This is a genomic window from Streptomyces sp. NPDC002867 (assembly GCF_053591895.1).
In genome coordinates this window covers 1-23,586 of sequence record NZ_JBSFUR010000026.1, presented here as the reverse complement: position 1 = coordinate 23,586, position 23,586 = coordinate 1, and the positions used below count along the sequence as shown (strand labels likewise).

The following is a 23,586-nucleotide window of genomic DNA, read 5'->3' as shown; positions in this document are numbered from 1 at the left end:
CTCCAACCGTGGCCGAATGTGATCGAGGGCTTCATCCCGGGTTTGACAGGAAAAGGTGCGGGTGGCACAGTCCGGGCGCCCAAAACCAGAGGGGACGACTCCACCCGGAGTTCGCCCCCGGATCGGCCGACCGGACCGGCAGCGCAGCGCATAGGACGCACAGACAGCGGAAGGGGAAGCACTGTGGCGCACGAAGAGGTCCGGGCGGCCGCACCGGAGGACCGCGGATACGTCGTTCAACTCATGTTCGGCAGCCTGGCGGCGCACACCGTGCGCGCGGCCATCGACCTGAGGATCATCGAGCTGATCGGCGACGGGCAGAGGCTCGCCACCGACCTGGCCGAGGAGGCCGGCACGGCACCGCAGCCCACCCTGCGGCTGCTCCGCGCCCTGGCGGGCCTGCGCCTCCTCGAGGAGTCCGCGCCGGGCGCCTTCTCGGTGACCTCCGCGGGCGCCCTCCTCGACCCGGGGCGGGCCGGCTCCCTGGCCTCGCTGGTCACCTCCTCCGGGTTCATGGAGCAGGTCATGCGACCCGGCTGGGAGTACCTGGCGGACAGCGTCCGCACCGGCGACACCTCGTTCGAGAAGGCCTTCGGCAAGGACTTCTTCAGCTATCTCAAGGACCACCCGGAGCGCTCCGCCGGATTCAACGAGGCGATGAGTCAGGCGACCAGGGCCACCGCCGAGGTGCTCCCGGACGCCTTCGACTTCGGCCGCTTCGGCACGGTCGCCGACATCGGAGGCGGCGACGGCACCCTGCTCGCCGGCGTCCTGCGGGCGCACACCTCCCTCAGCGGCATCCTCTACGACACAGCGGAGGGCCTGGCCCAGGCGCCGGAGACGCTGCGGCGCGAGGGCCTCACGGAACGCTGCTCCCCGGTGCCGGGCGACTTCTTCACGTCGGTTCCCGAAGGCGCCGACATCTACCTCGTCAAGAGCATCCTGCACGACTGGCCGGACGACCGGTGCGTCATGATCCTCAGCCACATCCGCGAGGTGCTGCCGGCCGACGGACGCGTCCTGATCGTGGAGCCCGTCCTGTCCGAGGTGGTCGACCCGCACGCCGTCGGGCTCTACCTCGGCGATCTCAACATGCTGGTGAACTGGGGCGGCCGGGAACGCAGCCGCGCGGAGTTCGACGAGGTGTGCCACCGGGCGGGGCTCGAGATCGTATCCGTGACACCCCTCGGCGGGCCCGGCTTCTGCCTCATCGAGGCCAGGGCAATCTGAATACGGCGTTTCATTCGGAGCGCTTCCCGCGCCGGAAACGCTCCGTGACGCGTCGGCCCCGCGATCCGAAAATGGTTCTTCCGCACGCACCAAATCCGCCGGGACCGCGCATGTCCGCCTGCCGGAAATAGACAACTCGATGCCAACCGAGTTCGAACGGGCCTTTCCTCTGGTGTTTGACAGCGAAAACGATCAGGTGGCAGGGTCGGAACGTCTGCGGAATCCCAAGGACGGGAGACGCGAATCAATCAGCGATGGACACCAAGGAGCCAGTCTGTGACAGCATCCCTCGGCCGCATTCCCCTTTCGATCGGTGACCTCACCGATGAGCAGTACGGACAGGTCATCAGGCCTGGGGGTGCCGAGTACGAAACAGCGCGCGCCGTGTACGCGGGCGACATCGACCGCAAGCCCGCCGTCATCCTGCGCCCCACGGACGCCGACCAGGTCGCGGCCGTCGTGGCGCTGGCGCGGGAGACCGGCCTCGCGTTAGCGGTACGCGGCGGCGGACACAGCCCGGCCGGGCACAGCGTCTGTGAAGGGGGCATCGTCCTCGACCTGTCCCTCATGCGGGCGATGGAGATCGACGTCGAGGGCCGGACGGCCTGGGCGGAGGCCGGCATCACCGCGGGCGAGTACACCCTGGCCGCCGCCGAGCACGGGCTCGCGACCGGCTTCGGCGACGGCGCCCTGGTCGGCGTCGGGGGCATCACGCTGGGCGGCGGCATCGGCTACCTGTCCCGCAAGTACGGCATGACCATCGACGACGTCCTCGCCGCGGAGATCGTCACCGCCGACGGCGAACTGCTGCTGGTGGACGAGCACAACCACCCCGACCTGTTCTGGGCCATCCGCGGAGGCGGCGGCAACTTCGGGGTGGTCACCCGCTTCAAGTTCCGCCTGCACCGGCTCGACGGCGTGTACGGCGGCATGATGGTGCTGCCGGTGACTCCCCAGATCCTGGAGGCCTTCGTCGCCGAGGCCGAGGCCGCCCCCGAGGAGCTCTCCGCGATCGTGAACGTGTGGACGGCACCCCCGTTCCCGTTCGTGCCCGAGGAGTACCACGGCCGCCCGATCATCCTCGCGATGATGTGCTACGCCGGCCCCGCCGAGGAGGGCGAGAAGGTCGTCAGCCGGTTCCGGGCCATCGCCCCGCCGCTGGCCGACATGGTGCAGGCCATGCCGTACCCCGGGATGTTCCCCCCGGCGGACCCCATGGAGCACCCCATCTCCGTGTCGCGCACCATCTTCATCGACCGGGTCGACCGCCCCACCGCCGAGACCGTCCTGGAGAACGTCACCGCCTCCAGCGCCATGGTCGCGGGGGCGCAGCTGCGCGTTCTGGGCGGGGCCATCGCGCGGGTCCCGTCCGAGGCCACGGCCTTCGCTCACCGGCAGAGCAGGATCATGGCCCACCTCTCCGCCGTCTACGCCGACCCGGCCGAGGCCGACCTGCACACGGGCTGGGTCGAGGAGTTCACGGCCGCCATGCGGCAGTCCGACACCGGCGCCTACGTCAACTTCATCATGGACGTGGACCAGGAACAGATCCGGGACGCGGTCTTCCCGGGTGCCACGGGGGAACGGCTCGCCCAGATCAAGGCGAAGTACGACCCGGCCAACCTGTTCCGCTCCAACCACAACATCCTGCCCGCGACCTCATGAGTCCTGCCGCGGGCTGACACCTCGGAGCGACGCTCCGAACCGTCCTGGGGGACGCCGTTCTTCGGCGTCCCCTTTCCGCGTTCCCGAGCCGTCGCACCCACCTCCTTGGAGACCCGTTCATGACACAGGAACCGACGGCCGTGGCACCCGCCCACGACGACGCCCCCGTCGCCCCGGCACCGACCACGGAGCCGAGACCGCGGTGACCTCCCTCGACAGCGCGGAGACCCGCGAGCGGGGGACAGCCCTCCAGGCGGCGACAGCATCCGCGGGAGGGCACCGCGCCAGACTGGACTCCCTGACCGGACTGCGCTTCTTCGCGGCCCTCCCGGTCTTCGTGAGCCACGCCGCCGGCCCGGTCTTCCCCACCTTCGCCGACCCACGCGCCCAAGCCGGCTTCAACACCGCGGCCGGCGCCCTGGGCGGCCTCGGCGTCAGCTTCTTCTTCATCCTCAGCGGATTCGTCCTCGCCCGGTCCGCACGGCCCGCCGCCGCACCGGGGGCTTCTACCGCCGCAGGTTCGTCAAGATCCTGCCGCTGTACTACGTGGTCGGCGCCGCCGCGACCGTGCTGCTGTGGGACGCGGGCATCCGCTGGCAGGACCTGCTCGCCTACGCGAGCCTCGTCCGGGTGTGGCTGCCGGACCCGCGGGTCAACTTCGCCGTCCTCGCGCCGGGCCGGCCCCTCGCCGTGGAGGCCGTGTTCCACCTGGTGTTCCCCTTCGTCATCGGGAGGTTCCGCCGCCTGGGTCACCACGCGGCCTGGACGGGCTCAGCCCTGTGCGCGGCGGGCGCCTTCCTCGTACCGATCCTCGCCTACGTCCTGCCCGCCGCGCGGCTCGTCGGCGAGCCGAACGCGGCCGGCTTCCCGATGTGGTTCGCCTACGTCTTCCCGCTGGGCCGCCTCTGCGACTTCTTCGCCGGCATCTTCGCCGCGCTCCTCGTCGCCAACCACCGCTTCCCCCGGATCAGCCTGCCGTGGGTGCTGCTCTCCTTCGTCCCCTGCTACATCGTGGCGAGCCGCACCCCGATGCTCTTCGGCTGGCGAGCCCCCTGCTGATCCCCAGTGTGCTGCTCATCGTGGCCGCCGCACAGTGGGACGTCTCACGCCGGCCGACGTTCCTGTCCTCGCGCCCGATGGTGCTGCTCGGCAACGCCTCGTTCGCCTTCTACCTCTGCCACTACCTGGTGCTCCACACCCTCAACATCACCGTGCTGCACGGCCCATTCGACTCCACGGCCATGGTGAACGGCTACCTCGCCTCGGCGCTCGTCGCCTCCCTCACCCTCGCATGGCTGCTGTACCGGTACGTGGAGCTGCCGATCGTCCGACGCTTCGGTACGTCCGACACGCGACCGTGAACCGAAAGGACCTCCCGATGAAGGCTCTGGTGCTCGCAGGCGGGTCCGGTACCCGCCTGCGGCCGTTCAGTTACTCGATGCCCAAGCAGCTCATCCCGGTTGCGAACACACCCGTCCTCGTGCACGTACTGCGAGGCGTCCGCGAGCTGGGGGTGACCGAGGTCGGCGTCGTCGTCGGCACCCGCGGCCCCGAGATCGAGGCCGTCCTCGGCGACGGCTCCCTGTTCGGCCTGCGGCTCACGTACATCCCCCAGGACGCCCCCCGAGGACTGGCCCACAGCGTGTCCATCGCCCGCGACTTCCTCGGCGACGACGACTTCGTGATGTACCTGGGCGACAACATGCTGCCCGACGGCGTCGCCGACATCGCCGAGGAGTTCACCACACACCGACCGGCCGCTCAGGTCGTCGTGTCCAAGGTGCCCGACCCCCGCTCCTTCGGAGTCGCCGAACTCGGCCCGGACGGCGAGGTGCTGCGCCTGGTCGAGAAGCCGCCGGAGCCGCGCAGCGACCTGGCGCTGATCGGCGTGTACTTCTTCACACCCGCCATCCACGAGGCTGTCGACGCCGTCGAGCCCAGCGCCCGCGGCGAACTGGAGATCACCGACGCCGTCCAGTGGCTGGTCACCTCCGGCGCGGACGTCCGGGCCAGCCGCTACGACGGCTACTGGAAGGACACCGGAGGAGTCGAGGACGTCCTGGAGTGCAACAGCCACCTCCTCGACGGCCTGAGCCGGCGCGTCGACGGCCACGTCGACGCCGCCAGCGTCCTCGTCGGTCAGGTCGTGGTCGAGGCGGGGGCGCGCGTCCTGCGGTCCCGGATCGAAGGCCCGGCGATCATCGGCACCGACACCCTCGTCGAAGGCAGCCACGTCGGCCCGCACACCTCGATCGGCCGGAACTGCCTGGTGAGCGACAGCCGACTGGAGAGGTCCATCGCCCTCGACGAGGCATCCGTCACCGGAGTCCACGGCCTGCGCGACTCACTGATCGGGCGCGCCGCCTCCGTCGGCACCGCCGGCCCGGGCACGGACCGGCACTGCCTGGTCGTCGGCGACCACACCCGAGTGGAGGTCGCGGCATGAGGATCCTCGTCACCGGAGCGGCCGGCTTCATCGGCTCCCACTTCGTCCGCGAACTGCTGGCCGGCGCGTACCCCGGCTGGGCCGCCGCCCGCGTCACGGCCCTGGACAAGCTGACCTACGCGGGAAACCGGGACAACCTGCCCGCCACGCACGACAGGCTCGAGTTCGTCCACGGCGACGTCTGCGACCGCGACCTCATGCGCGCACTCGTGCCCGGCCACGACGCCGTGGTCCACTTCGCCGCCGAAACCCACGTCGACCGCTCCCTGGAGGGCGCCGGCGAATTCTTCCGCACGAACGTCCTCGGTACCCAGACCCTCCTGGACGCCGTCCTGGAGAGCGGCGTGGAACGGGTCGTCCACGTCTCCACGGACGAGGTGTACGGCTCCCTCCAGGAGGGCTCCTGGACCGAGGAATGGCCCCTCGCGCCCAACTCCCCTTACGCCGCCTCCAAGGCCGGCTCGGACCTGGTCGCCCGGACGTACTGGCGCACCCACGGCGTGGACCTGTCCATCACCCGCTGCTCCAACAACTACGGGCCGTACCAGCACCCCGAGAAGGTCATTCCCCTGTTCGTCACGAACCTGCTGGAAGGACGCCGCGTCCCGCTCTACGGCGACGGGCGCAACGTCCGCGAATGGCTCCACGTAGCCGACCACTGCAGGGGCATCGCCCTGGTGCTCAACAACGGGCAGCCCGGCGAGATCTACAACATCGGCGGCGGCAACGAGTACACGAACCGCGCCCTGACCGAGAAGCTCCTCGAACTGACCGGCACGACCGAGGACATGATCCGCCGGGTCCCCGACCGCAAGGCGCACGACCTGCGGTACTCGATCGACGAGTCCAAGATCCGCGAGCAGCTCGGCTACACCCCTCTGATCGGCTTCGAGGAGGGCCTGGCCGAGACGGTCGCCTGGTACCGCGACAACCCCGACTGGTGGAAGGCCGTCGAACACGGGGCGAACGGTGCGGCCTGACGCCCGTCCGGCCGCCGGACTCTCGGTCGTCGTCCTGGGCGGCACCGGATTCCTGGGGCGCCACGTCTGCGAGGCCTTCGCCGCCCTCGGCGCCCGCGTGCACCCGGTGTCCGGCACCGGCGCGCACGACCCCGCGAAGGACCGCACCCCCATACGGCTGGACCTGCTCACGGCGGAGCCGAAAGACATCGCCCGGCTCCTCGTCTCGACCAGCGCCGACGTGGTGGTCAACGCCGCCGGCCGGGCCTGGCGGGCGGACGAGCAGCAGATGGCCGCGGGCAACACCCACGTGGTCGAGCGTCTCGTCACGGCGCTCGCCCGGCCGTCCTGTCCACCGGTACGGCTCGTCCAGCTCGGCAGCGTCCACGAATACGGGGCCGGCGCACCGGACGCCGCCACCGGCGAAGACCACGAACCAGCCCCCGTCACCGCCTACGGACGCACCAAACTCTTGAGCACCCGCGCCGTCCTGCGCGCCACGTCGGAGCACGGTGTCGACGGCGTCGTGCTCCGGCTCGCCAATGTAATCGGTGCCGGGGCACCGGAAGGCAGCCTCTTCGGCCGGGTCGCGGCCCACCTCGGGGAGGCCGCCCGTGCCGTCGCCCGTGGCGAGAAGGCCGCCGCACTGCGGCTTCCGCCCCTACGCACCGCCCGCGACCTGGTGGACGCGGGCGACGCCGCGGCCGCGGTGGTGGCCGGGGCCACGGCACCGGCACCAGCCGTCACGGGAGCGCTGATCAACGTGGGCAGTGGCCAAGCGGTCCCGATGCGCGGACTGATCCACCGACTGGTCACGCTCAGCGGCCTGGACGTCCCGGTCGCCATCGACCCCGAGGGCCCGTCCGCGCGCACCGACGTCGCCTGGCAACGGCTGGACATCGCCCGCGCCGAACGGCTCCTCGGCTGGCGGCCGCGCCGGCACCTCGACGACTCCCTGCGCGACCTGCTCGCGCCCTTACTGCCGCCGGGACACCCACCGCTCGGCGCGGTGGCCCCCGCACCGGACATGGAAGAGGAAGCACCGTGAGCGACCACAAGGAACTGATACTCGACGAGGTCCGCAAGTACCACCATGAAGCCTCCCCGCAAAGAGAGTTCCTCCCGGGCACGACGGAGATCTGGCCGTCCGGCGCCGTGCTGGACGAGACGGACCGGACGGCGCTGGTGGAGGCCGCGCTGGACATGCGCATCGCCGCGGGCCGCAGCGCCCGCAGGTTCGAGTCGGCCTTCGCCCGGCGGCTCAAGCGCCGCAAGGCCCACCTCGCCAACTCCGGCTCCTCGGCGAACCTGCTTGCCGTGTCGGCCCTCACCTCGCACGTCCTGGAGGACAGGCGGCTGAAGCCGGGCGACGAGGTGATCACCGTCGCGGCCGGCTTCCCGACGACCGTCAACCCGATCCTGCAGAACGGGCTCGTCCCGGTCTTCGTGGACGTGGACCTCACCACCTACAACACGACGGCCGACCGGGTGGCGGCCGCGATCGGCCCACGCACTCGGGCGATCATCATCGCGCACGCGCTCGGCAACCCCTTCCCCATCGAGGAGATCTCGCAACTCGCCGCGGAGCACGAACTGTTCCTCATCGAGGACAACTGCGACGCGGTCGGATCGCTCTACAACGGACAACTCACCGGCACCTTCGGCGACATGTCCACCGTCAGCTTCTATCCCGCGCACCACCTCACCATGGGGGAAGGCGGCTGCGTCCTGACCTCCCACCTCGGCCTCGCCAGGATCGTGGAGTCGCTGCGCGACTGGGGCCGGGACTGCTGGTGCGAACCCGGCGAGAACGACAAGTGCCTCAAGCGCTTCACGTACCAGATGGGCACGCTGCCCGCCGGATATGACCACAAATACATCTTCTCCCACGTCGGTTACAACCTGAAGGCGACCGACATCCAGGCCGCCCTTGGACTGAGCCAGCTGGCCAGGCTGGACGACTTCATCGCGGCCAGGAAGCGCAACTGGCGGCGGCTGCGGGACGGCCTGGAAGGCGTACCGGGACTGCTCCTCCCCGAGGCCACCCCCCGGTCCGACCCGAGCTGGTTCGGCTTCGTGCTCACGGTGCGCCCCGAGGCTCCGTTCAGCCGCGCCGAGCTGGTGGCCTTCCTGGAGGACCGGAAGATCGGTACGCGCCGGCTCTTCGCCGGCAACCTGACCCGGCACCCTGCCTACACCGACCAGCCGCACCGGATCGTGGGCGAGCTGACGAACAGCGACATCATCACCGACCACACCTTCTGGATCGGCGTCTACCCGGGCCTCACCGACGAGATGCTCGACTACGTCATCGCCTCGGTCAAGGAGTTCGTGGCCGCGCGCGGCCACGGTCCGGCACACCGAACCCAGGGAGCACTCTGATGTCCTCACCGTCCCCCCGCCCCGGGCTCAAGCCACGCGCGGACGCGCGTCTGCCCTCACGCGTCGCCCATTCCGCCGCCACCGCGGAAGGCACCCGGCTCCGCACCGAGGACTTCGCCGCCTGGCTGGCCGAACGAGGGCGCGTCAGCGAGTTCCGCGTCGACCGCATACCGTTCACGGAACTGGACGGCTGGTCGTTCGACGAACGCACAGGCAACCTCGCCCACCACAGCGGCCGCTTCTTCACCGTCGAAGGGCTGCACGTCACGGAAGAGGCCGGCCCCTACGGAGACGGCCCGTACGCCGACTGGTACCAGCCCGTCATCGCCCAGCCCGAAGTGGGTATCCTCGGCATCCTCGCCAAGGAGTTCGACGGTGTCCTGCACTTCCTCATGCAGGCCAAGATGGAACCCGGCAACCCCAACCTGCTCCAGCTCTCGCCCACCGTCCAGGCCACCCGCAGCAACTACACCAAGGCCCACAAGGGCGCGGACGTGAAGTACATCGAGTACTTCACCGGCCCGCTCCGCGGCCGCGCCATCGCCGACGTGCTGCAGTCCGAACACGGCTCGTGGTTCTACCGCAAGTCCAACCGCAACATGCTCGTGGAAGTCACCGGCGACGTACCGCTGTTCGACGACTTCTGCTGGCTCACCCTCGGCCAGATCACCGAACTGCTCCACCGGGACAACGTCGTCAACATGGACGCGCGGACGGTCCTGTCCTGTCTGCCCCACCCGGACACCGGACAAGGAGCGCTGCTCAGCGACATCGAGCTGCTCTCCTGGATCACCGCGGAACGCGCCCGGCACCACGTGCGCACCGAGCGCGTCCCCCTCGCGCACGTCCCCCGCTGGAAGCGTGGCGAGAGCGCCATAGAAAACGAGGACGGCCGCTACTTCCGGGTGGTGGCCGTGTCCGTACGAGCGGGCAACCGCGAGGTCACGAGCTGGACCCAGCCCCTCTTCGAACCGGTGGGCCAGGGCGTCACCGCCTTCCTCACCCGCGAGTTCAACGGCGTCCCGCACGTCCTCGCGCACGCCCGCGTCGAGGGCGGCTTCCTCGACACCATCGAACTGGGCCCCACCGTGCAGTACACTCCGGACAACTACGCCCACCTCGACGAACCGGACCGGCCGCCCTTCCTCGACACGGTGCTGCGGGCACTGGCACACCGCATACGCTACGAGGCCGTCCACGCGGAGGAGGGCGGGCGCTTTCTCAACGCCGAGAGCCGCTACCTGATCGTGGACGCGGACGAGTCCGACGCCCCGCAGGACCCGCCGCCGGGCTACGCCTGGGTCACGCCGGCACAGCTCACGTCCCTGGTCCGGCACGGCCACTACGTCAACGTTCAGGGCCGCACCCTGCTGGCGTGCCTCCACGCGGTGGGGTACCCCCGATGAGCGAACCGGTACGCATCGGGGTGATCGGCTGCGCCGACATCGCGGTGCGCCGGATGCTCCCCGCCTTCGAGGCCGGCCCGCACACCGAAATCGTCGCGGTCGCCAGTCGCTCCCCGCAGAAGGCGGAACGGGTCGCGGAGCGCTACGGCGCCCGCGCGGTGCGGGGCTACGCCGACCTGCTCGATCTCAAGGAGGTGGACGCCGTCTACGTGCCCCTGCCCGCCTCCCTGCACGGCCCATGGGCCGAGGCCGCCCTCCGCGCCGGTAAGCACGTGCTCGCCGAGAAACCCCTCACGACCAGCGCCGCCCGGACCGGGCACCTCTTCGATCTGGCCCGGGAGCGCGGGCTGGCGCTGATGGAGAACGTCATGTTCGTCCACCACCCGCGACACGAGACCGTACGGCGCCTGCTGGCCGACGGCGCCATCGGCGAACTCCGGTCCCTGCACGCGGCGTTCACCGTCCCAGCCCTGCCGGACGCCGACATCCGCCACCGACCCGAGCTCGGCGGCGGCGCGCTGGCGGACGTGGGCCTCTACCCGCTGCGCGCCGCTCTCCACTTCCTGGGCCCCGGACTGGAGGTCGTGGGGGCCTCACTCGCCCGGGGGCGCACCCGCGAGGTCGAGACCTCGGGCGCCGCCCTCCTGCGCACACCCGGGGGAACGACGGCACACATCACCTTCGGCATCGAGCACGCCTACCTCTCCCGGTACGAGCTGTGGGGGAGCGAGGGCCGGATCACGGTGGACCGCGCGTTCACCCCGCCGGCGGACCTCGTCCCCGTGATCGACCTGCACCGGGGCGGGGACCACGAGGAGATGCGGCTGGCCCCCCACGACCAGGTGGCCTCCACCGTCGCCGCCTTCGTCGCCTCGGTACGCGCCGGCGCCGCCCCGTCCGAGGCGACGCTGCGCCAGGCACGCCTGTTGGACGACGTGCGCGAGCGGGCCGCATGACCGCCCCGTGGTCCCCGCCGCTCGGGGCGGAACCGCGTCCGCGGCCGGGGCGACTGGACCTCTGGCTCTTCGCCACGCCCGAGAGCGCCGGCCGGCACGGTCCCCTCGCGCTGTACGAGCTGGACGAGGCCGAGCGCCGCCGCGCGGACGCCTTCCGGCGGCCCGTCGACCGCGAGCGGTACGTGGCCGCCCACATCGCGTTGCGGCGGGTGCTGGCCGCGTACACGGGAACGGCGCCGCGTGACATTGCCTTCCGCCGGGCGGAATGCCCCCGGTGCGGCGCCCCGCACGGACGCCCGGTGCTGGTCGGCTCCGCTGTGCACTTCTCGCTGTCGCACAGCCGGGGTGCCGTCCTCATCGGCGTGGCCCCCGCACCGGTCGGTGTCGACGTGGAGCGGCTGCCACGGCCGGAGCGCGTCGATCTGAGCGCCACGGCACTCCACCCGGGCGAACGGCGGGAGCTGGAGCGGTACGCGCCCGGCGACCGCCCGGCCGTGTTCGCCCGGCTGTGGGCCCGCAAGGAGGCGTATCTCAAGGGAACAGGCATCGGAGTCGGCGGCTGGACCTCGGAGGTGTACCTGGGCGACGGAGGACCGCACACCCCGCCGCGGCCCGCCGACTGGACGGTCGTGGACGTGCCCTGGGGCAGCGGCCACGCCGCCGCCGCCGCGATCCGGGGACGCCTGCGGCGACAGGTCGTCCGCCGGTTACCGCCTCAGGCGGTGCTCGCCGGCGGACGCGTCCCAAGCACCGGGCACAGTTACGAGGAGGAGGAAGAAGAACGGTGACCGTGTGGACGGCACGGCGACCCGCCGCTGTGACCGCGCCCCGCCACCACCGTGGCGGCGGCGCCGAGCGATCATCCGGCAGTTACGAAACGGAACCCGACACCACGCACCGTGGTGATCCACCGGCTGGAACCGAGTTTGCTGCGCAGGCTGCTGACGTGCGTGTCGATGGTCCGGCCGGGTTTCGCCCTGGGGTCGCTCCACACCTGGGTCATGATCTGCCGGCGTGAGAAGACGCTGCCCGGCCGCGAGGCGAGGAGATAGAGCAGATCGAATTCCTTGCGTGTCACCCCGATGTGCCGACCGTCCAGGCGGATTTCCCGGGCGCGGTGATCAATGCGCAGGGGGCCGGCCGTGATGACGTCCTCGGGGACGACCGGCTGCAGCCGCACCCTGCGCATCACGGCCTCCATCCGAGCGGTCAGTTCGGTGAGACTGCAGGGCTTGACGACATAGTCGTCCGCTCCCGCGCGCAGACCGAGAACCCTGTCGAGTTCCGTGTCGCGGGCGGTGACGACGATGATGGCAACGTCACTGGTGGCCCGAAGGGTGCGACACAACTCCACACCGTCCAGGTCCGGCAGATCGAGATCGACGAGAAGCAGATCGGCCTTCCGGTATTCCCGGAGCGCCTCGGCGCCAGTCCGGCTCCGCCCCACCGCGTACCCGTGCCGGCGCAGTCCCTGAACGAGGAGGTCGGCGTCGGGTGACTCCCTCTCCACAGCGAGTACGCGGAGGGCCTTGCGATCAGTCCGCTCCCACGGTCGAGCGGGCGCGGTTTCTGCGGGCACGTGGTGCGGAACACGATGCGCGACCGTTTTCGTGGACTGGTAGTTCATGCCGAGAGAGTCTCCACTTTCGTCCAATAGAACGGAGTTCGAGTAGGCGTCTGCACGCACGCGCGGGATACCGGAATCGCCGGGCATCCGGCCGGGGCCGGTTGCCGTGGGACGGCGAGGCAGAGGGATCCGGTACCGCCTCGGAATGAAGCGGAAGTCGACGAGTTTCGGGACCATGGGCGATTGAGCCTTCGGGCGCCTACCCCGTTTCCTGTGCGCCGGCGCCGCAGGCGACGCGGCGACTGAACGACGTTCCGCACTCCTGCGTCGGCGATACGGCCGCGCCGACGGCCCTCCGACGCACAGCGCTGCCACTGTTGTTTCTTCGCGAGATCGTCGCCAGCAACACCAGTTCGACTGACGGCCACGCTAACTCCAGAGACTCCGCCGAGTCAACTGACGTTTGACGAACATGGCGCGCACCTGCACGCCAGTGCGGAGGTATGATGTGGCACCACGGATGGAGGCGTAGTCGTGACCGACCCCGAGGGCCGACCGCCCACTCGCACTCTGGCCGACAAGCTCACCCATCTGTTCAGCCACACGGCGCCTGCCGACCGAGGTCCGTACACGTCCGAGGAAGTCGCCCGCGCCATCACCGCGGACGGCATCCCCATCTCGGGCAGCTACATCGGCATGCTGCGCAAGGGGCAGCGTGACAACCCAACCGTCCGGCACGTCGAAGGCCTGGCGAAGTTCTTCGGCGTCCCTCCCGCCTACTTCTTCGACGACCAGGTGACCGAGGCCGTCGACACGCAGTTGTCCCTCCTCATGGCCCTGCGGGACGCGGAGGTGCAGCGCGTCGCGCTACGGACCGCCGGGCTCTCGCGCAAGAGCCTGAAGTCCATCCAGGAAGTGATCGAGCGCGTCCGCGAACTCGAGGGGCTTCCCGAAGAACCCCCGGCCATGGGTTCGTAGAACACGCACCACCGTCCAGCGGAACGCGGGAGACCTGCTCGGCCGGCCCCACGAGGAATCCGCCCCCTTCTCGTGCCCTTTGACGGTTGATCGACTGACTCAAACCACCCTGGTGAAGCCTTGGTCACTGTGTTGAGATGAGTTCCGGTGGATCAGCAGGGAAGGACGCGTGAATGGTAACGACCCGGCGTGCACTCGACGTCGTCTCCGTCAGCCCCTTCCCTTGACCCGTATCCCTGCCGCCGTGGAATCGACCTACCCGCCCCGATTCCCCCAGGTACCGGTGCCCGGTGACGCACCGGTCCAGCGGACACGGCCCATCGGCCGTGTCCCACCTGGCATCCGCCGCGCCCTTGACGAACCTCCACGGGACAACAGCGGCTTCCCCCCACACTCCCCTCCACTTTCCGCCGCCATCCGTGAGAGCGAGAAGCACGGCACGTCCGGCGGACATACCAGCGGAAAGACGGTTGTGAACGAGCGACGCTTACGGAAGCGCTGCAAACGCATCCTCCGGGATCTCGGAGTAAGGCCTCCGCTCCAGGTACGCGAATTGTGCAGACTCCTCGGCGACTACCGCGGCCGCCCCATACATCTCGTCGACTACGCCCTGCCAATGCCGGGGCCCTTCGGCCTATGGGTCGCCACGGACACGGCGGATTACATCTTCTACCAACAGGAAACCAGCCTCGCGCACCAGGACCACATCATCCTGCACGAGGTCGGCCACATCCTCGCCGACCACGTGAGCGACGGATCCGACCCCGCGGCCTGGGGAACCATCCTCCCGGACATCTCGTACCACGTCATCAACAGAGCGCTGCGGCGCACCGCGTACGAAGAGGAACACGAACTCGAGGCCGAGCTGGTCGCCACCATCATCCTGGAGTGGTCAGCCGTACTGGACCAGGTGATTCCCCACGCTCCGGAGGACCCCACGCTCGGTGCCCTCAGCTCCGCGCTCCACCCGCGCTGGGGGTGGCTGTGATGTTCCAGGTGCCGCTGATCACCATGCTGAGCGTCGGTGCGCTGTGGAAGGGCATCGACCTGGCACGCGCCCCCCACAACCGCGTGCTGCGCTTTCTCGTCGCCTGCCTCCTGCTGCTGCTCGGAGGCGAAGTCCTCAGCTTTCCGGAGGTCAACAGCGCCTTCGACGCCGCCTCCGCCGTCGGCGTCGGCAAAGTCGCCTTCAACGCCATCTACATGTCGGGCCTGTGCGCCCTCATCCTGTTCTTCACCTGCGCCGCCCGCGGCGCGGACGAGGCATACCGCCGGCACCTGCGGATCCACACCGGCCTCCTCGCCGGAACCCTGATCGCCCTCGCCCTCTCCATGGCGGCCACGCCCGCGGGGCTCCGCGCCCACTCCCTGCGCACCCCGCACATGGCGGAACCGGCCATCGCCTCCTTCTACGTCATCGGCAACGCCTACTTCATCTACGCCTACCTGACCGCCGGCTGGTGGACGCTCCGCTACGCCCGCAAGGCAGCCCAGCACCTCGGGATCGGCCTGCGGATCACCGCCCTCGGTCTCCTCGGGCTGACCGTGTCGTCGGCCGACCGGATGCTCCTGGTACTGCTGCGCATCGGCGAGCCCGGGTCGCACGAGGGGTTCAACACGGTCAACTGGTCCCTGTCCAACTGGAGCATGGGGATCGTCCTCACCGGAATCTGCTACTCGGCCTCCGTCCAACTCCTCGCCCGACTGCGCTCGATGTCACGCCACCGGCGCATGTACCACGAGCTCACCCCCCTGTGGACAGCCCTGACCACCGCCTACCCCGAACTCGTCCTGGACCGGGCACCGGCCCGCAGGCGGTGGCGCCACCGGCGCCGGACGTACGAGCAGCGGTTCTACCGGCGGCTCATCGAATGCCGTGACGGACTTCTGCGCCTGAGCCCCTACCTGGCGCACATCGCGCCCGACACCGACCTCGCTCACGTACCCGCCGAACGACTCGCCGGGTACGTCACCGAGGCACTGGCCATGGTGTCCACGGCCGAGGTACCGCACACCGAGCTGTCGGCGGTACGTGTCGCGACGCCGGTCGGAGGCGACGACCTGGACTCCGACGCCCGCGAACTCATCGCCATCTCCCATTGCCTGGGCGGAAGGAAACCATGAACAAGGTACTGATCACCGCGGACACCGTCATCGCCGGGCCCGCGAACGAGGTGATCGCCGACGGCGCCGTCCTCATCGACTCCGGAGCCATCGCCGCGGTGGGCACCACCGCCGAGCTGGACGCGACGCTCGATCCACGCGTACCCCGTCTGGGCTGTCCCGGAGGCACGGTCGTACCCGGCATGGTGGACTGCCACGTCCACCTCGCCTTCGACGCGGGCCCGGACATCGTCAGCGCGGTCGCCGACACCGACCCGGCCCGGACGACCACCGCCATGGCGGACCGCGCCCACCACCTGCTCGCCGCCGGCGTCACCACCGTACGGGACCTTGGCGACCGAGACGGCCGCACCCTGGCACTGCGTGGGGCCATCACCTCCGGATCCGTCACCGGTCCTCGCATCCTCGCCGCCTCCACACCCCTGACCTCACGCGGCGGCCACTGCGGCTTCCTGGGCGGTGAAGTGACCACGGACGACGACATCCGGGCCCTCGTCGCCCGCAATGTGGCGGCCGGCGCCGACCTGATCAAGGTCATGGCCTCCGGCGGCGCCCTCACCCCCGGCGGCCCACGCATGTGGGAGCAGCAGTTCTCCCCGGCCCAACTACGCCTGATCGTCCAAGAAGCGGCACACCACGGCCTCACCGTCGCCGCCCACGCACACGGCACCGAAACCATCGGCCACTGTGTGGACGCCGGCGTCCGCACCATCGAACACTGCTCCTGGCGCACCGCCGAGGGCATCACCTACGACCCCGCGATCACGAGCCGCATCGTCGACAACGACGTAGCCATCTGCCGGTGCGTGTCCGGCGACTGGCGACTGTTCCTCGAACAAATGGGCCCCGCACGCGCCGAAGCGATGATCGCTTCTATCCAGGAAATGCGAAAGCAGGGCGTCCGTTTCATCGCCGGCACCGACGCCGGCGTACCAGGAGCCCAGTTCGGCGACTACGTGGGCATGCTCGAATTCTTCGCCTCGATGGGCTTCGAGAATGCCGAAATCCTCGACATGGCGACCACCAACGCCACCCGAGCACTCGGCCTCCAGGACACGGGTGCCCTGACCCCGGGCATGCGGGCCGACCTGATCGTCGTCGACGGCAATCCCCTGACCGACTTGGGCGCCCTCCGCCGCATCCGCCACGTCTTCACGGCGGGCCGCCCCACGATCGCCCCCTCGGACGCGCCGCGATGATCCGGCCGCCTCCATGACCGGTCGAGGCCGAGATCGAGGTCCTCGGCGGCCAGGAGAAGCATCCCGGGTGGACGAGCGACCCGCTCGCAAGGGCGTCGGCGCCTGGTCGCCCGGGCGGCGGGGGCACCACGCTGAAAGCGGAGTTGAGGGGCCCCCCATGCCTGCTTCGTTGAGTTCCACGAAAACCGCCGCCGCGCTGCGCACCTCAGCCCGTGTCTCCATGGAGTTGCTGTTGGTCCTTGTGGCGGCTTCGGTGGCGCGCGGCCGGCCTCTGACGCCTGGAGAGTTGCGCGACGCCTTCACCCGGCGCGGGCACACGGTTCCGCCGCGCAGCTGAAGCGAACCATGCGCGCCCACCATGCGTTCGTCCGCGCCCATGGCGACATGTGGACCGTCGGCCGTCCGGTACAGGGATAGCGAACTGACGCGGAGATCGAAGCCTGGGATCATCGGCTGATGACAAAGGACGGGGATCGTACGGCACTTCGCCGGCTGCTGGTGACGTCACCGCTCTGCTCAGCGACGGGAACTCGCACAAGACGCTGACCGAACCCTTCACCGTCCTGGGGCATGCCGCCAGCCGATGAAGGATCGAAGCGGGAGCGCGTTGAGCGCAGCTTCGCCCAAGTTCCAGACAGCGATCTCCTCCGGCTCGCCGAACACTGGCTGCAGACGCAGAGCTTCGACGCCTCGACCCGCAACCAGCTCCAGGGCGCGTTGTGGGCCGAGGCGTCCCCAGGATCCCCATGCGAACCGCCGTGAGCTCGCCCGGGCCATCAACCCGACTGTCCTGGTGCAGCACGCGGCCCGGTTCATGGCGATGCTGGACCGCTTCTGGATCCTCGACGACGATCCCTTCGCCGCACGGTCCTTCACCACAAGCACGACAAGCCTGCGGGCCCGCAGAGAGCAGCACCTCATCCGCAATCCCGACTGGTCAGCCGAGGACCTCTTCGAGGCGCTGGGCGCATTCGAAGCAGGCGACGCCAGGTTCGCCCGCTTCCTCGAAGCGACCGGCGCCGCGGACGTCCTGCTCGACGAGACCGCACAGCGCCACCTCGCGGACACGATCAACGAACACCTGCGCACGGCAGCGATCGAGCTCAGGGAGACAGGCACCGACGGCGGCTATCCACGCTTCACCCTCGTTCCCACCCAGCCGGCCCGCACACGGCGCCCGAAGAACGTCACCTTCACCTCGCCCACCAAGCCCGACATCCGCTTCCGCTCGGCCGTGGACAACGACATCGAGCTCGTCAGCGGCGACGCTCTGGTTTACGACCGCATCGTCACCGACGACGGCATCCGCTGGCGCGACCTGCAGTCCTGGTGGCAGGAGACCCAGCAGATCTCCGACGACACCGAGGGGGCGACGCCCGCTACGCGGCGCCTCGGCCGCCCTCCGCTGCGCCCCACAGAGGCGCCACGGGGAGCCCTAGAAGCCTCTGACGGCCCATCAGGAAGGCCGCCAGGCGTGCGTCAAGCGAGCGTCACGAGCGTCATTTTTCAGCGTCAAGATATCGCCTGTAACGCCCACACCACACCGAACGCGCATCCGCAAAATCGCAGGTCAGGAGCCCTTTGCGGCTGGCTCCAGAATCGCCACGCACTCCACGTGATGCGTCATCGGAAACAGGTCGAACGCCCGCAGCGTCCTCGGCTTGTAACCGCCCTCGCGGAAGTACGCCAGGTCCCGCGCCAGCGCCGCCGGATCGCAGGCCACGTACGCGATGCGGCGGGCGCCCAGGGACGCGAGGTGCCTGACCGTCTGCTTGCCGGCGCCCGCGCGCGGCGGGTCGAGGACGATCAGATCCACCTCGGTGATCCGGGTGCGCGGCAGGACCTGCTCCACCTTGCCCTGTTCGATGCGGACGCGGTCGAAGTCCTGGAGGTTGTGGCGGGCGTCCTCCACCGCGCGCTTGCCCGACTCGATGCCGAGCACCGCGCCCTTCTCGCCCACCCGGTCCCCGAGTGCCCCGGCGAACAGGCCCACGCCGCAGTACAGGTCGAGTGCCATGTCGCCCTTGCGGGGCAGCAGGCCCTGCATCACGGCCTTCACCAGCACGTCCGCTGCCTGCGGGTGCACCTGCCAGAAGCCGCCCATGCCGACGCGGTACGTGCGCTCGTCCGCGCGCTCGCGGACGAAGGCGCGGCCGTGGACGCGGTGCACTCCCCCGTCCTTCTCGTCCACGCGCAGCACGGAGACGGGCTTGTCCAGTTCGACCAGGGGCAGCCGGCCGCCGGGGCGCGGGGTGAGGACGACCTGGCGGTCGTTCGAACCGGTCGCCGCGATCGCCTCGACCGTGGCCATCTGCGGCCACTCCCGCTTCTCGACGCCCAGTTCGCTGACGCCCGGCGCCGCGATCATGCAGTGCTCGATGGGCTGGACGTCGTGCGAGCGGTGCTTGCGCAGTCCGGCCCGGCCTTCGGCGTCGATCGCGTACTGCACGCGCGTGCGCCACGCGGGAACCTCGCCGGACGGTACCTTGTCGCCCGGCGCCGGCATCACGGTGCCGTCCCAGCCGGCCTCCTCGGGCGTCAGGCCCGCGAGGCGCTTCAGCTGTTCGGCGATGACCTCGCCCTTCAGGCGCCGCTGCGCACCGGGCTTGGCGTGCTGCCAGTCGCAGCCGCCGCACTTGCCGGGTCCGGCGTAGGGGCACGGGGCCTCGACGCGGTCCTTCGACGCCTCCAGGACGCGCACCGCGTCGGCGCGCAGGAAGCGGGAGTCCTCCTCGCCCTCCGTGACGCGGGCGACGACCTTCTCGCCGGGGAGCGCGTGCCGGACGAACAGCACGCGGCCCTCGTCGGTGCGGGCGATGCAGTGGCCGCCGTGCGCCACGGGACCGACCTCGACCTCGTACTCCTCCCCGATCAGCGAAGAATCAGGTGCGTTCTGCATGACGAGGTGACTCCAGAGGTGAGACGGGGGCTGCCGGAGCGGCAGCCCACCAGTCTACGTGGCCCGCAGCTCAGCTCTTGGCGGCCGGCTGCTTGGGGCGCTCGTCGACCGGACCGCGGCGCACCGAGCCGGGCGCGTTCCACTCCTGGCGCTTCCTGGCCCGCTTCTTCGCGACCTCGGAGGACTGGAGCTGGTACGGCACCGAGGTCACCATCACGCCGGGCGTGAACAGCAGCCGGCCCTTGAGGCGCAGGGCGCTCTGGTTGTGCAGCAGGTGCTCGTACCAGTGGCCGACCACGTACTCCGGGATGATCACGCTGACCGCGTCCCGCGGGCTCTCGCGGCGGAGGCTCTTGACGTAGTCGATGACCGGGCGGGTGACCTCGCGGTACGGGGAGTCGAGGATCTTCAGCGGGACGTTGATGCCGCGCCGCTCCCACTCGGCCTGCAGCGCCTTGGTCTCGGCCGGGTCGACGTTGATGCTCAGCGCCTCCAGCTTGTCGGAGCGCATCAGCTTGGCGTACGCGACGGCGCGCAGCGTCGGCCGGTGGACCTTGGAGACCAGGACGATCGAGTGCACACGGGAGGGGCGCACGCTGTCGTCGCTCGGCTCGTCGGGTGCGGCGATCTCCTCGGCGACCCGGTCGTAGTGCTTGCGGATCGCGGTCATCGTTCCGTAGAAGATCACCATGCCGAGCAGGGCGACCCAGGCGCCGTGGGTGAACTTGGTGGCGAGGACGACCACCAGCACCAGGCCCGTGAAGAAGGCGCCGAAGGTGTTGATCGCGCGGGAGCGGATCATGTGGCGGCGCTTGGCCTTGTTCCGCTCCGTCTTCAGGTACCGGTTCCAGTGCCGGACCATGCCGGTCTGGCTGAGCGTGAAGGAGACGAAGACGCCGACGATGTAGAGCTGGATCAGCTTGGTGGAGTCGGCCCCGTAGATCCAGACGAGGAGGATCGCCGCGCCGGCCAGCAGCACGATGCCGTTGGAGAAGGCGAGCCGGTCGCCGCGGGTGTGCAGCTGACGCGGCAGGTAGCGGTCCTGGGCGAGGATCGAGCCGAGGAGCGGGAAGCCGTTGTACGCGGTGTTCGCGGCCAGGAACAGCACGAGCGCGGTGGCGGCGGCGAGCAGCACGAAGAAGAACGTCCCGTCGCCGAAGACGGCGGCGGCGACCTGCGAGATCACCGGGTTCTGGACGTAGTCGGCACCGACCGGCGCGCCGTTCGAGAGCAGGTCGTGCGCCGGGTTCTCGGCCATCTTGACGTCGGTGGCCATCGCGAGGCCGATGATGCCGCAGAACATGGTGACGGCCAGGCCGCCCATCAGGAGCAGCGTGGTCGCGGCGTTCCTGCTCTTGGGCTTGCGGAAGGCGGGGACGCCGTTGCTGATCGCCTCGACGCCGGTGAGCGCCGCACAGCCGGAGGAGAAGGCGCGAAGCAGGAGGAAGACGAGCGCGAAGCCGGCGAGGCCCTGGTGCTCGGGCTTGATCTCGTAGTCGGCGGTCGGTGCGCGCATGGTGTCGTCGAGGACGATGCCCTTGAAGGCGCCCCAGAGGATCATGATGAAGACGCCGGCGACGAAGACGTACGTCGGGATCGCGAAGAGCTTGCCCGACTCCTTCACACCGCGCAGGTTCATCAGCGTCAGCAGCACGATGATGACGATGGCGCTGAGCACCTTGTGCTCGACGACGAACGGGATGGCCGAGCCGAGGTTCTCCACGCCGGAGGAGATGGAGACGGCGACGGTCAGGACGTAGTCGACGAGCAGCGCGCTGGCGACGGTGAGGCCGGCCTTCGGGCCGAGGTTGGTGTTGGCGACCTCGTAGTCGCCGCCGCCGCTCGGGTAGGCGTGGACGTTCTGCCGGTAGGAGGCGACGACCGTGAACATCAGCACCACGACCGCCGCGGCGATCCAGGGGCTGAAGTGGTACGCCGACACACCCGCGATGGACAGGACCAGCAGGACTTCGCCTGGGGCGTACGCCACAGAGGAGAGCGGGTCGGAGGCGAAGACGGGGAGTGCAACGCGCTTGGGGAGGAGTGTTTCCCCCAGCCTGTCGCTGCGCAGCGCCCGGCCGATCAGGATCCGTTTGGGCACGTCGGTCAGTTTGGACACGGGGAGGATCGTAAGCGTTCGAAATGAGTCATGCCCACTTCCCACCCGGGCCTTAACGGAATCCTGTCTCCCCGTCACGCCCGGGTCCCAGGGGCGACCGCGCGTGTTTAGCTAGGGCAGCGGTCTGAGACCCTGGAGGGCCTTGACAGCGAGACAGGATCAGTGACAGCCGGAAGGACGGTCGTGCACATCGTCATCATGGGGTGCGGGCGAGTGGGAGCCGCCCTCGCGCAGACCCTGGAGCAGCAGGGGCACACGGTCGCCGTCGTCGACCAGGACCCCACGGCCTTCCGTCGCCTGGGATCGGGATTCGGCGGCCGCCGCGTCACCGGAGTCGGCTTCGACCAAGACACCCTGCGCGAGGCGGGGATCGAGGAAGCGGGCGCGTTCGCCGCGGTCAGCAGTGGCGACAACTCGAACATCATCGCGGCCCGGGTGGCGCGGGAGATGTTCGGCATCGAGAACGTGGCCGCGCGAATCTACGACCCGCGCCGCGCGGAGGTCTACCAGCGCCTGGGCATTCCGACGGTCGCGACGGTCCGCTGGACCGCCGACCAGATGCTGCGGCGGCTGCTGCCGTCGGGCGCGGAGCCGCTGTGGCGCGATCCGAGCGGCGGGGTGCAGCTGGCGGAGGTCCACACGTCGCCGACGTGGATCGGCCACAAGGTGAGCAAGCTGCAGGAGGAGACGGGCGTACGTGTCGCGTTCCTCACCCGGCTGGGCGAAGCGGTGCTGCCGACGTCGCAGACCGTCTTGCAGGAGGGCGACCTCGTGCACGTGATGATGCGTACGGACGAGATCGCGAAGGTCGAGGCGGCCTTCGCGGAGGGTCCCGAGGAGGGCGGTCACTGATGCGGGTGGCTATTGCGGGCGCCGGCGCGGTGGGGCGTTCCATCGCGGGCGAGCTGCTGGAGAACGGGCACGAGGTCCTCCTGGTCGACAAGGCCCCGACCGCCATCTCGGTGGAGCGGGTGCCGCAGGCGGAGTGGCTGCTGGCCGACGCGTGCGAGATCACGTCGCTGGACGAGGCGGCGCTGCAGCGCTGCAACGTGGTGATCGCGGCGACGGGCGACGACAAGGTGAACCTGGTCGTGTCGCTGCTCGCGAAGACGGAGTACGGGGTGCCGCGGGTCGTCGCCCGGGTGAACAACCCCAAGAACGAGTGGCTCTTCAACGAGGCCTGGGGCGTGGACGTGGCCGTGTCCACCCCGCGTCTGATGTCGGCGCTGGTGGAGGAGGCGGTGAGCGTGGGCGACCTGGTGCGTCTCCTGCGCTTCAGCCACGGCGACGCGAACCTGGTCGAGCTGACGCTGCCGCCGGAGTCGGCGCTGGCGGGTACGCAGGTGGGCGACGTGGCATGGCCGGAGGACACGTCCCTGGTCACGATCATCCGCGGCCCCCGGGTCCTGACCCCGAGCACGGAGGAGACGCTGGAGGCGGGCGACGAACTGCTGTTCGTGGCGGCCCAGGCGCGCGAGGAGCAACTGGAGGACCTGCTCTCCGTCCGCCGCGAGTCCTGACGACCCGGCGGCACCCTCGCGCATACGGGACGGCCCGGAACCGATCGGTTCCGGGCCGGCCCCGAGGGGCGGGCCGGCGGGGCGACGCGGCGCCGCCCGGGGGCGGTGCGGCCGCCGGGCGGGGCGCGCGGGAGAG

Annotated in this window: 20 protein-coding genes and 1 pseudogene; 18 read left to right on the top strand and 3 right to left on the bottom strand. The window is 70.1% G+C overall.

Features of this window, described 5'->3' with window-relative positions:
• Positions 1–183 precede the first annotated feature (183 nt).
• From ACWD0A_RS23370 to ACWD0A_RS23320, 11 genes are all read left to right on the top strand, one after another.
• Entirely contained in the window at positions 184–1,230 is a 1,047-nt protein-coding gene (locus tag ACWD0A_RS23370) for a methyltransferase (RefSeq protein ID WP_451300981.1), read from the top strand.
• Positions 1,231–1,506: 276 nt separating this feature from the next.
• Positions 1,507–2,895, top strand: coding sequence for an FAD-binding oxidoreductase (locus ACWD0A_RS23365; protein ID WP_451300979.1), 1,389 nt, complete (start codon positions 1,507–1,509; stop codon positions 2,893–2,895).
• A 546-nt stretch (positions 2,896–3,441) separates the two neighbouring features.
• Entirely contained in the window at positions 3,442–3,954 is a 513-nt protein-coding gene (locus ACWD0A_RS23360; protein WP_451300977.1) for a hypothetical protein, read from the top strand.
• A 20-nt stretch (positions 3,955–3,974) separates the two neighbouring features.
• On the top strand, positions 3,975–4,256 hold the full coding sequence (locus ACWD0A_RS23355) for an acyltransferase family protein (protein WP_451300975.1): 282 nt from the start codon (positions 3,975–3,977) through the stop codon (positions 4,254–4,256).
• 17 nt (positions 4,257–4,273) lie between these two features.
• Positions 4,274–5,341: a glucose-1-phosphate thymidylyltransferase gene (locus ACWD0A_RS23350; protein WP_451300973.1), complete on the top strand. Its 1,068-nt coding sequence runs from the start codon at positions 4,274–4,276 to the stop codon at positions 5,339–5,341.
• Positions 5,338–6,321: a dTDP-glucose 4,6-dehydratase gene (rfbB, locus tag ACWD0A_RS23345; protein WP_451300971.1), complete on the top strand. Its 984-nt coding sequence runs from the start codon at positions 5,338–5,340 to the stop codon at positions 6,319–6,321. Before ACWD0A_RS23350 ends, rfbB begins: the two co-directional genes overlap by 4 nt.
• A complete protein-coding gene (locus ACWD0A_RS23340) occupies positions 6,311–7,348 on the top strand; it encodes an NAD-dependent epimerase/dehydratase family protein (RefSeq protein ID WP_451300969.1) in 1,038 nt (345 codons plus the stop codon). Before rfbB ends, ACWD0A_RS23340 begins: the two co-directional genes overlap by 11 nt.
• A complete protein-coding gene (gene rfbH / locus ACWD0A_RS23335) occupies positions 7,345–8,682 on the top strand; it encodes a lipopolysaccharide biosynthesis protein RfbH (RefSeq protein ID WP_451300967.1) in 1,338 nt (445 codons plus the stop codon). The genes ACWD0A_RS23340 and rfbH overlap by 4 nt, the downstream gene beginning before the upstream one ends.
• Positions 8,682–10,088, top strand: coding sequence for an NDP-hexose 2,3-dehydratase family protein (locus ACWD0A_RS23330; protein ID WP_451300965.1), 1,407 nt, complete (start codon positions 8,682–8,684; stop codon positions 10,086–10,088). The genes rfbH and ACWD0A_RS23330 overlap by 1 nt, the downstream gene beginning before the upstream one ends.
• Positions 10,085–11,044 carry a Gfo/Idh/MocA family protein gene (locus ACWD0A_RS23325; RefSeq protein ID WP_451300963.1) on the top strand — a complete coding sequence of 320 codons (960 nt, stop codon included), beginning with the start codon at positions 10,085–10,087 and terminating at the stop codon, positions 11,042–11,044. The genes ACWD0A_RS23330 and ACWD0A_RS23325 overlap by 4 nt, the downstream gene beginning before the upstream one ends.
• Positions 11,041–11,832, top strand: a complete 792-nt coding sequence (locus ACWD0A_RS23320; RefSeq protein WP_451300961.1) for a 4'-phosphopantetheinyl transferase family protein — start codon at positions 11,041–11,043, stop codon at positions 11,830–11,832. The genes ACWD0A_RS23325 and ACWD0A_RS23320 overlap by 4 nt, the downstream gene beginning before the upstream one ends.
• 71 nt (positions 11,833–11,903) lie before the next feature.
• On the opposite strand, the gene ACWD0A_RS23315 is transcribed toward ACWD0A_RS23320, so the two are convergent.
• Complete coding sequence (locus ACWD0A_RS23315; RefSeq protein ID WP_451300959.1) at positions 11,904–12,848, bottom strand: response regulator transcription factor; 945 nt, start codon at positions 12,846–12,848, stop codon at positions 11,904–11,906.
• 297 nt (positions 12,849–13,145) lie between these two features.
• On the opposite strand from ACWD0A_RS23315, the gene ACWD0A_RS23310 reads away from it, so the two are divergent.
• The 5 genes and pseudogenes from ACWD0A_RS23310 to ACWD0A_RS23290 form a co-directional block, all read left to right on the top strand.
• The gene (locus tag ACWD0A_RS23310; RefSeq protein WP_451300957.1) at positions 13,146–13,589 is read left to right on the top strand and encodes a helix-turn-helix domain-containing protein; all 444 of its coding nucleotides are present in this window, start codon (positions 13,146–13,148) and stop codon (positions 13,587–13,589) included.
• Positions 13,590–14,142: 553 nt separating this feature from the next.
• Positions 14,143–14,577, top strand: a complete 435-nt coding sequence (locus tag ACWD0A_RS23305; RefSeq protein WP_451300955.1) for a hypothetical protein — start codon at positions 14,143–14,145, stop codon at positions 14,575–14,577.
• The gene (locus ACWD0A_RS23300) at positions 14,577–15,713 is read left to right on the top strand and encodes an MAB_1171c family putative transporter (RefSeq protein WP_451300953.1); all 1,137 of its coding nucleotides are present in this window, start codon (positions 14,577–14,579) and stop codon (positions 15,711–15,713) included. Before ACWD0A_RS23305 ends, ACWD0A_RS23300 begins: the two co-directional genes overlap by 1 nt.
• A complete protein-coding gene (locus ACWD0A_RS23295) occupies positions 15,710–16,912 on the top strand; it encodes an amidohydrolase family protein (RefSeq protein WP_451300951.1) in 1,203 nt (400 codons plus the stop codon). The genes ACWD0A_RS23300 and ACWD0A_RS23295 overlap by 4 nt, the downstream gene beginning before the upstream one ends.
• 583 nt (positions 16,913–17,495) lie before the next feature.
• A pseudogene (locus ACWD0A_RS23290) lies at positions 17,496–18,092 on the top strand (AbiJ-related protein); the annotation flags it as partial.
• A 390-nt stretch (positions 18,093–18,482) separates the two neighbouring features.
• Here ACWD0A_RS23290 and ACWD0A_RS23285 read toward each other — a convergent pair.
• Both ACWD0A_RS23285 and ACWD0A_RS23280 read right to left on the bottom strand, forming a co-directional pair.
• Positions 18,483–19,811: a class I SAM-dependent RNA methyltransferase gene (locus tag ACWD0A_RS23285; RefSeq protein WP_451300949.1), complete on the bottom strand. Its 1,329-nt coding sequence runs from the start codon at positions 19,809–19,811 to the stop codon at positions 18,483–18,485.
• Between the two features lie 70 nt (positions 19,812–19,881).
• Positions 19,882–21,930, bottom strand: coding sequence for an APC family permease (locus ACWD0A_RS23280; protein WP_451300947.1), 2,049 nt, complete (start codon positions 21,928–21,930; stop codon positions 19,882–19,884).
• Positions 21,931–22,113: 183 nt separating this feature from the next.
• Here ACWD0A_RS23280 and ACWD0A_RS23275 point away from each other — a divergent pair, with 183 nt between their 5' ends.
• Both ACWD0A_RS23275 and ACWD0A_RS23270 read left to right on the top strand, forming a co-directional pair.
• Positions 22,114–22,782, top strand: a complete 669-nt coding sequence (locus ACWD0A_RS23275) for a potassium channel family protein (RefSeq protein WP_451300945.1) — start codon at positions 22,114–22,116, stop codon at positions 22,780–22,782.
• A complete protein-coding gene (locus ACWD0A_RS23270) occupies positions 22,782–23,450 on the top strand; it encodes a potassium channel family protein (protein ID WP_365992115.1) in 669 nt (222 codons plus the stop codon). Before ACWD0A_RS23275 ends, ACWD0A_RS23270 begins: the two co-directional genes overlap by 1 nt.
• Positions 23,451–23,586: the final 136 nt, after the last annotated feature.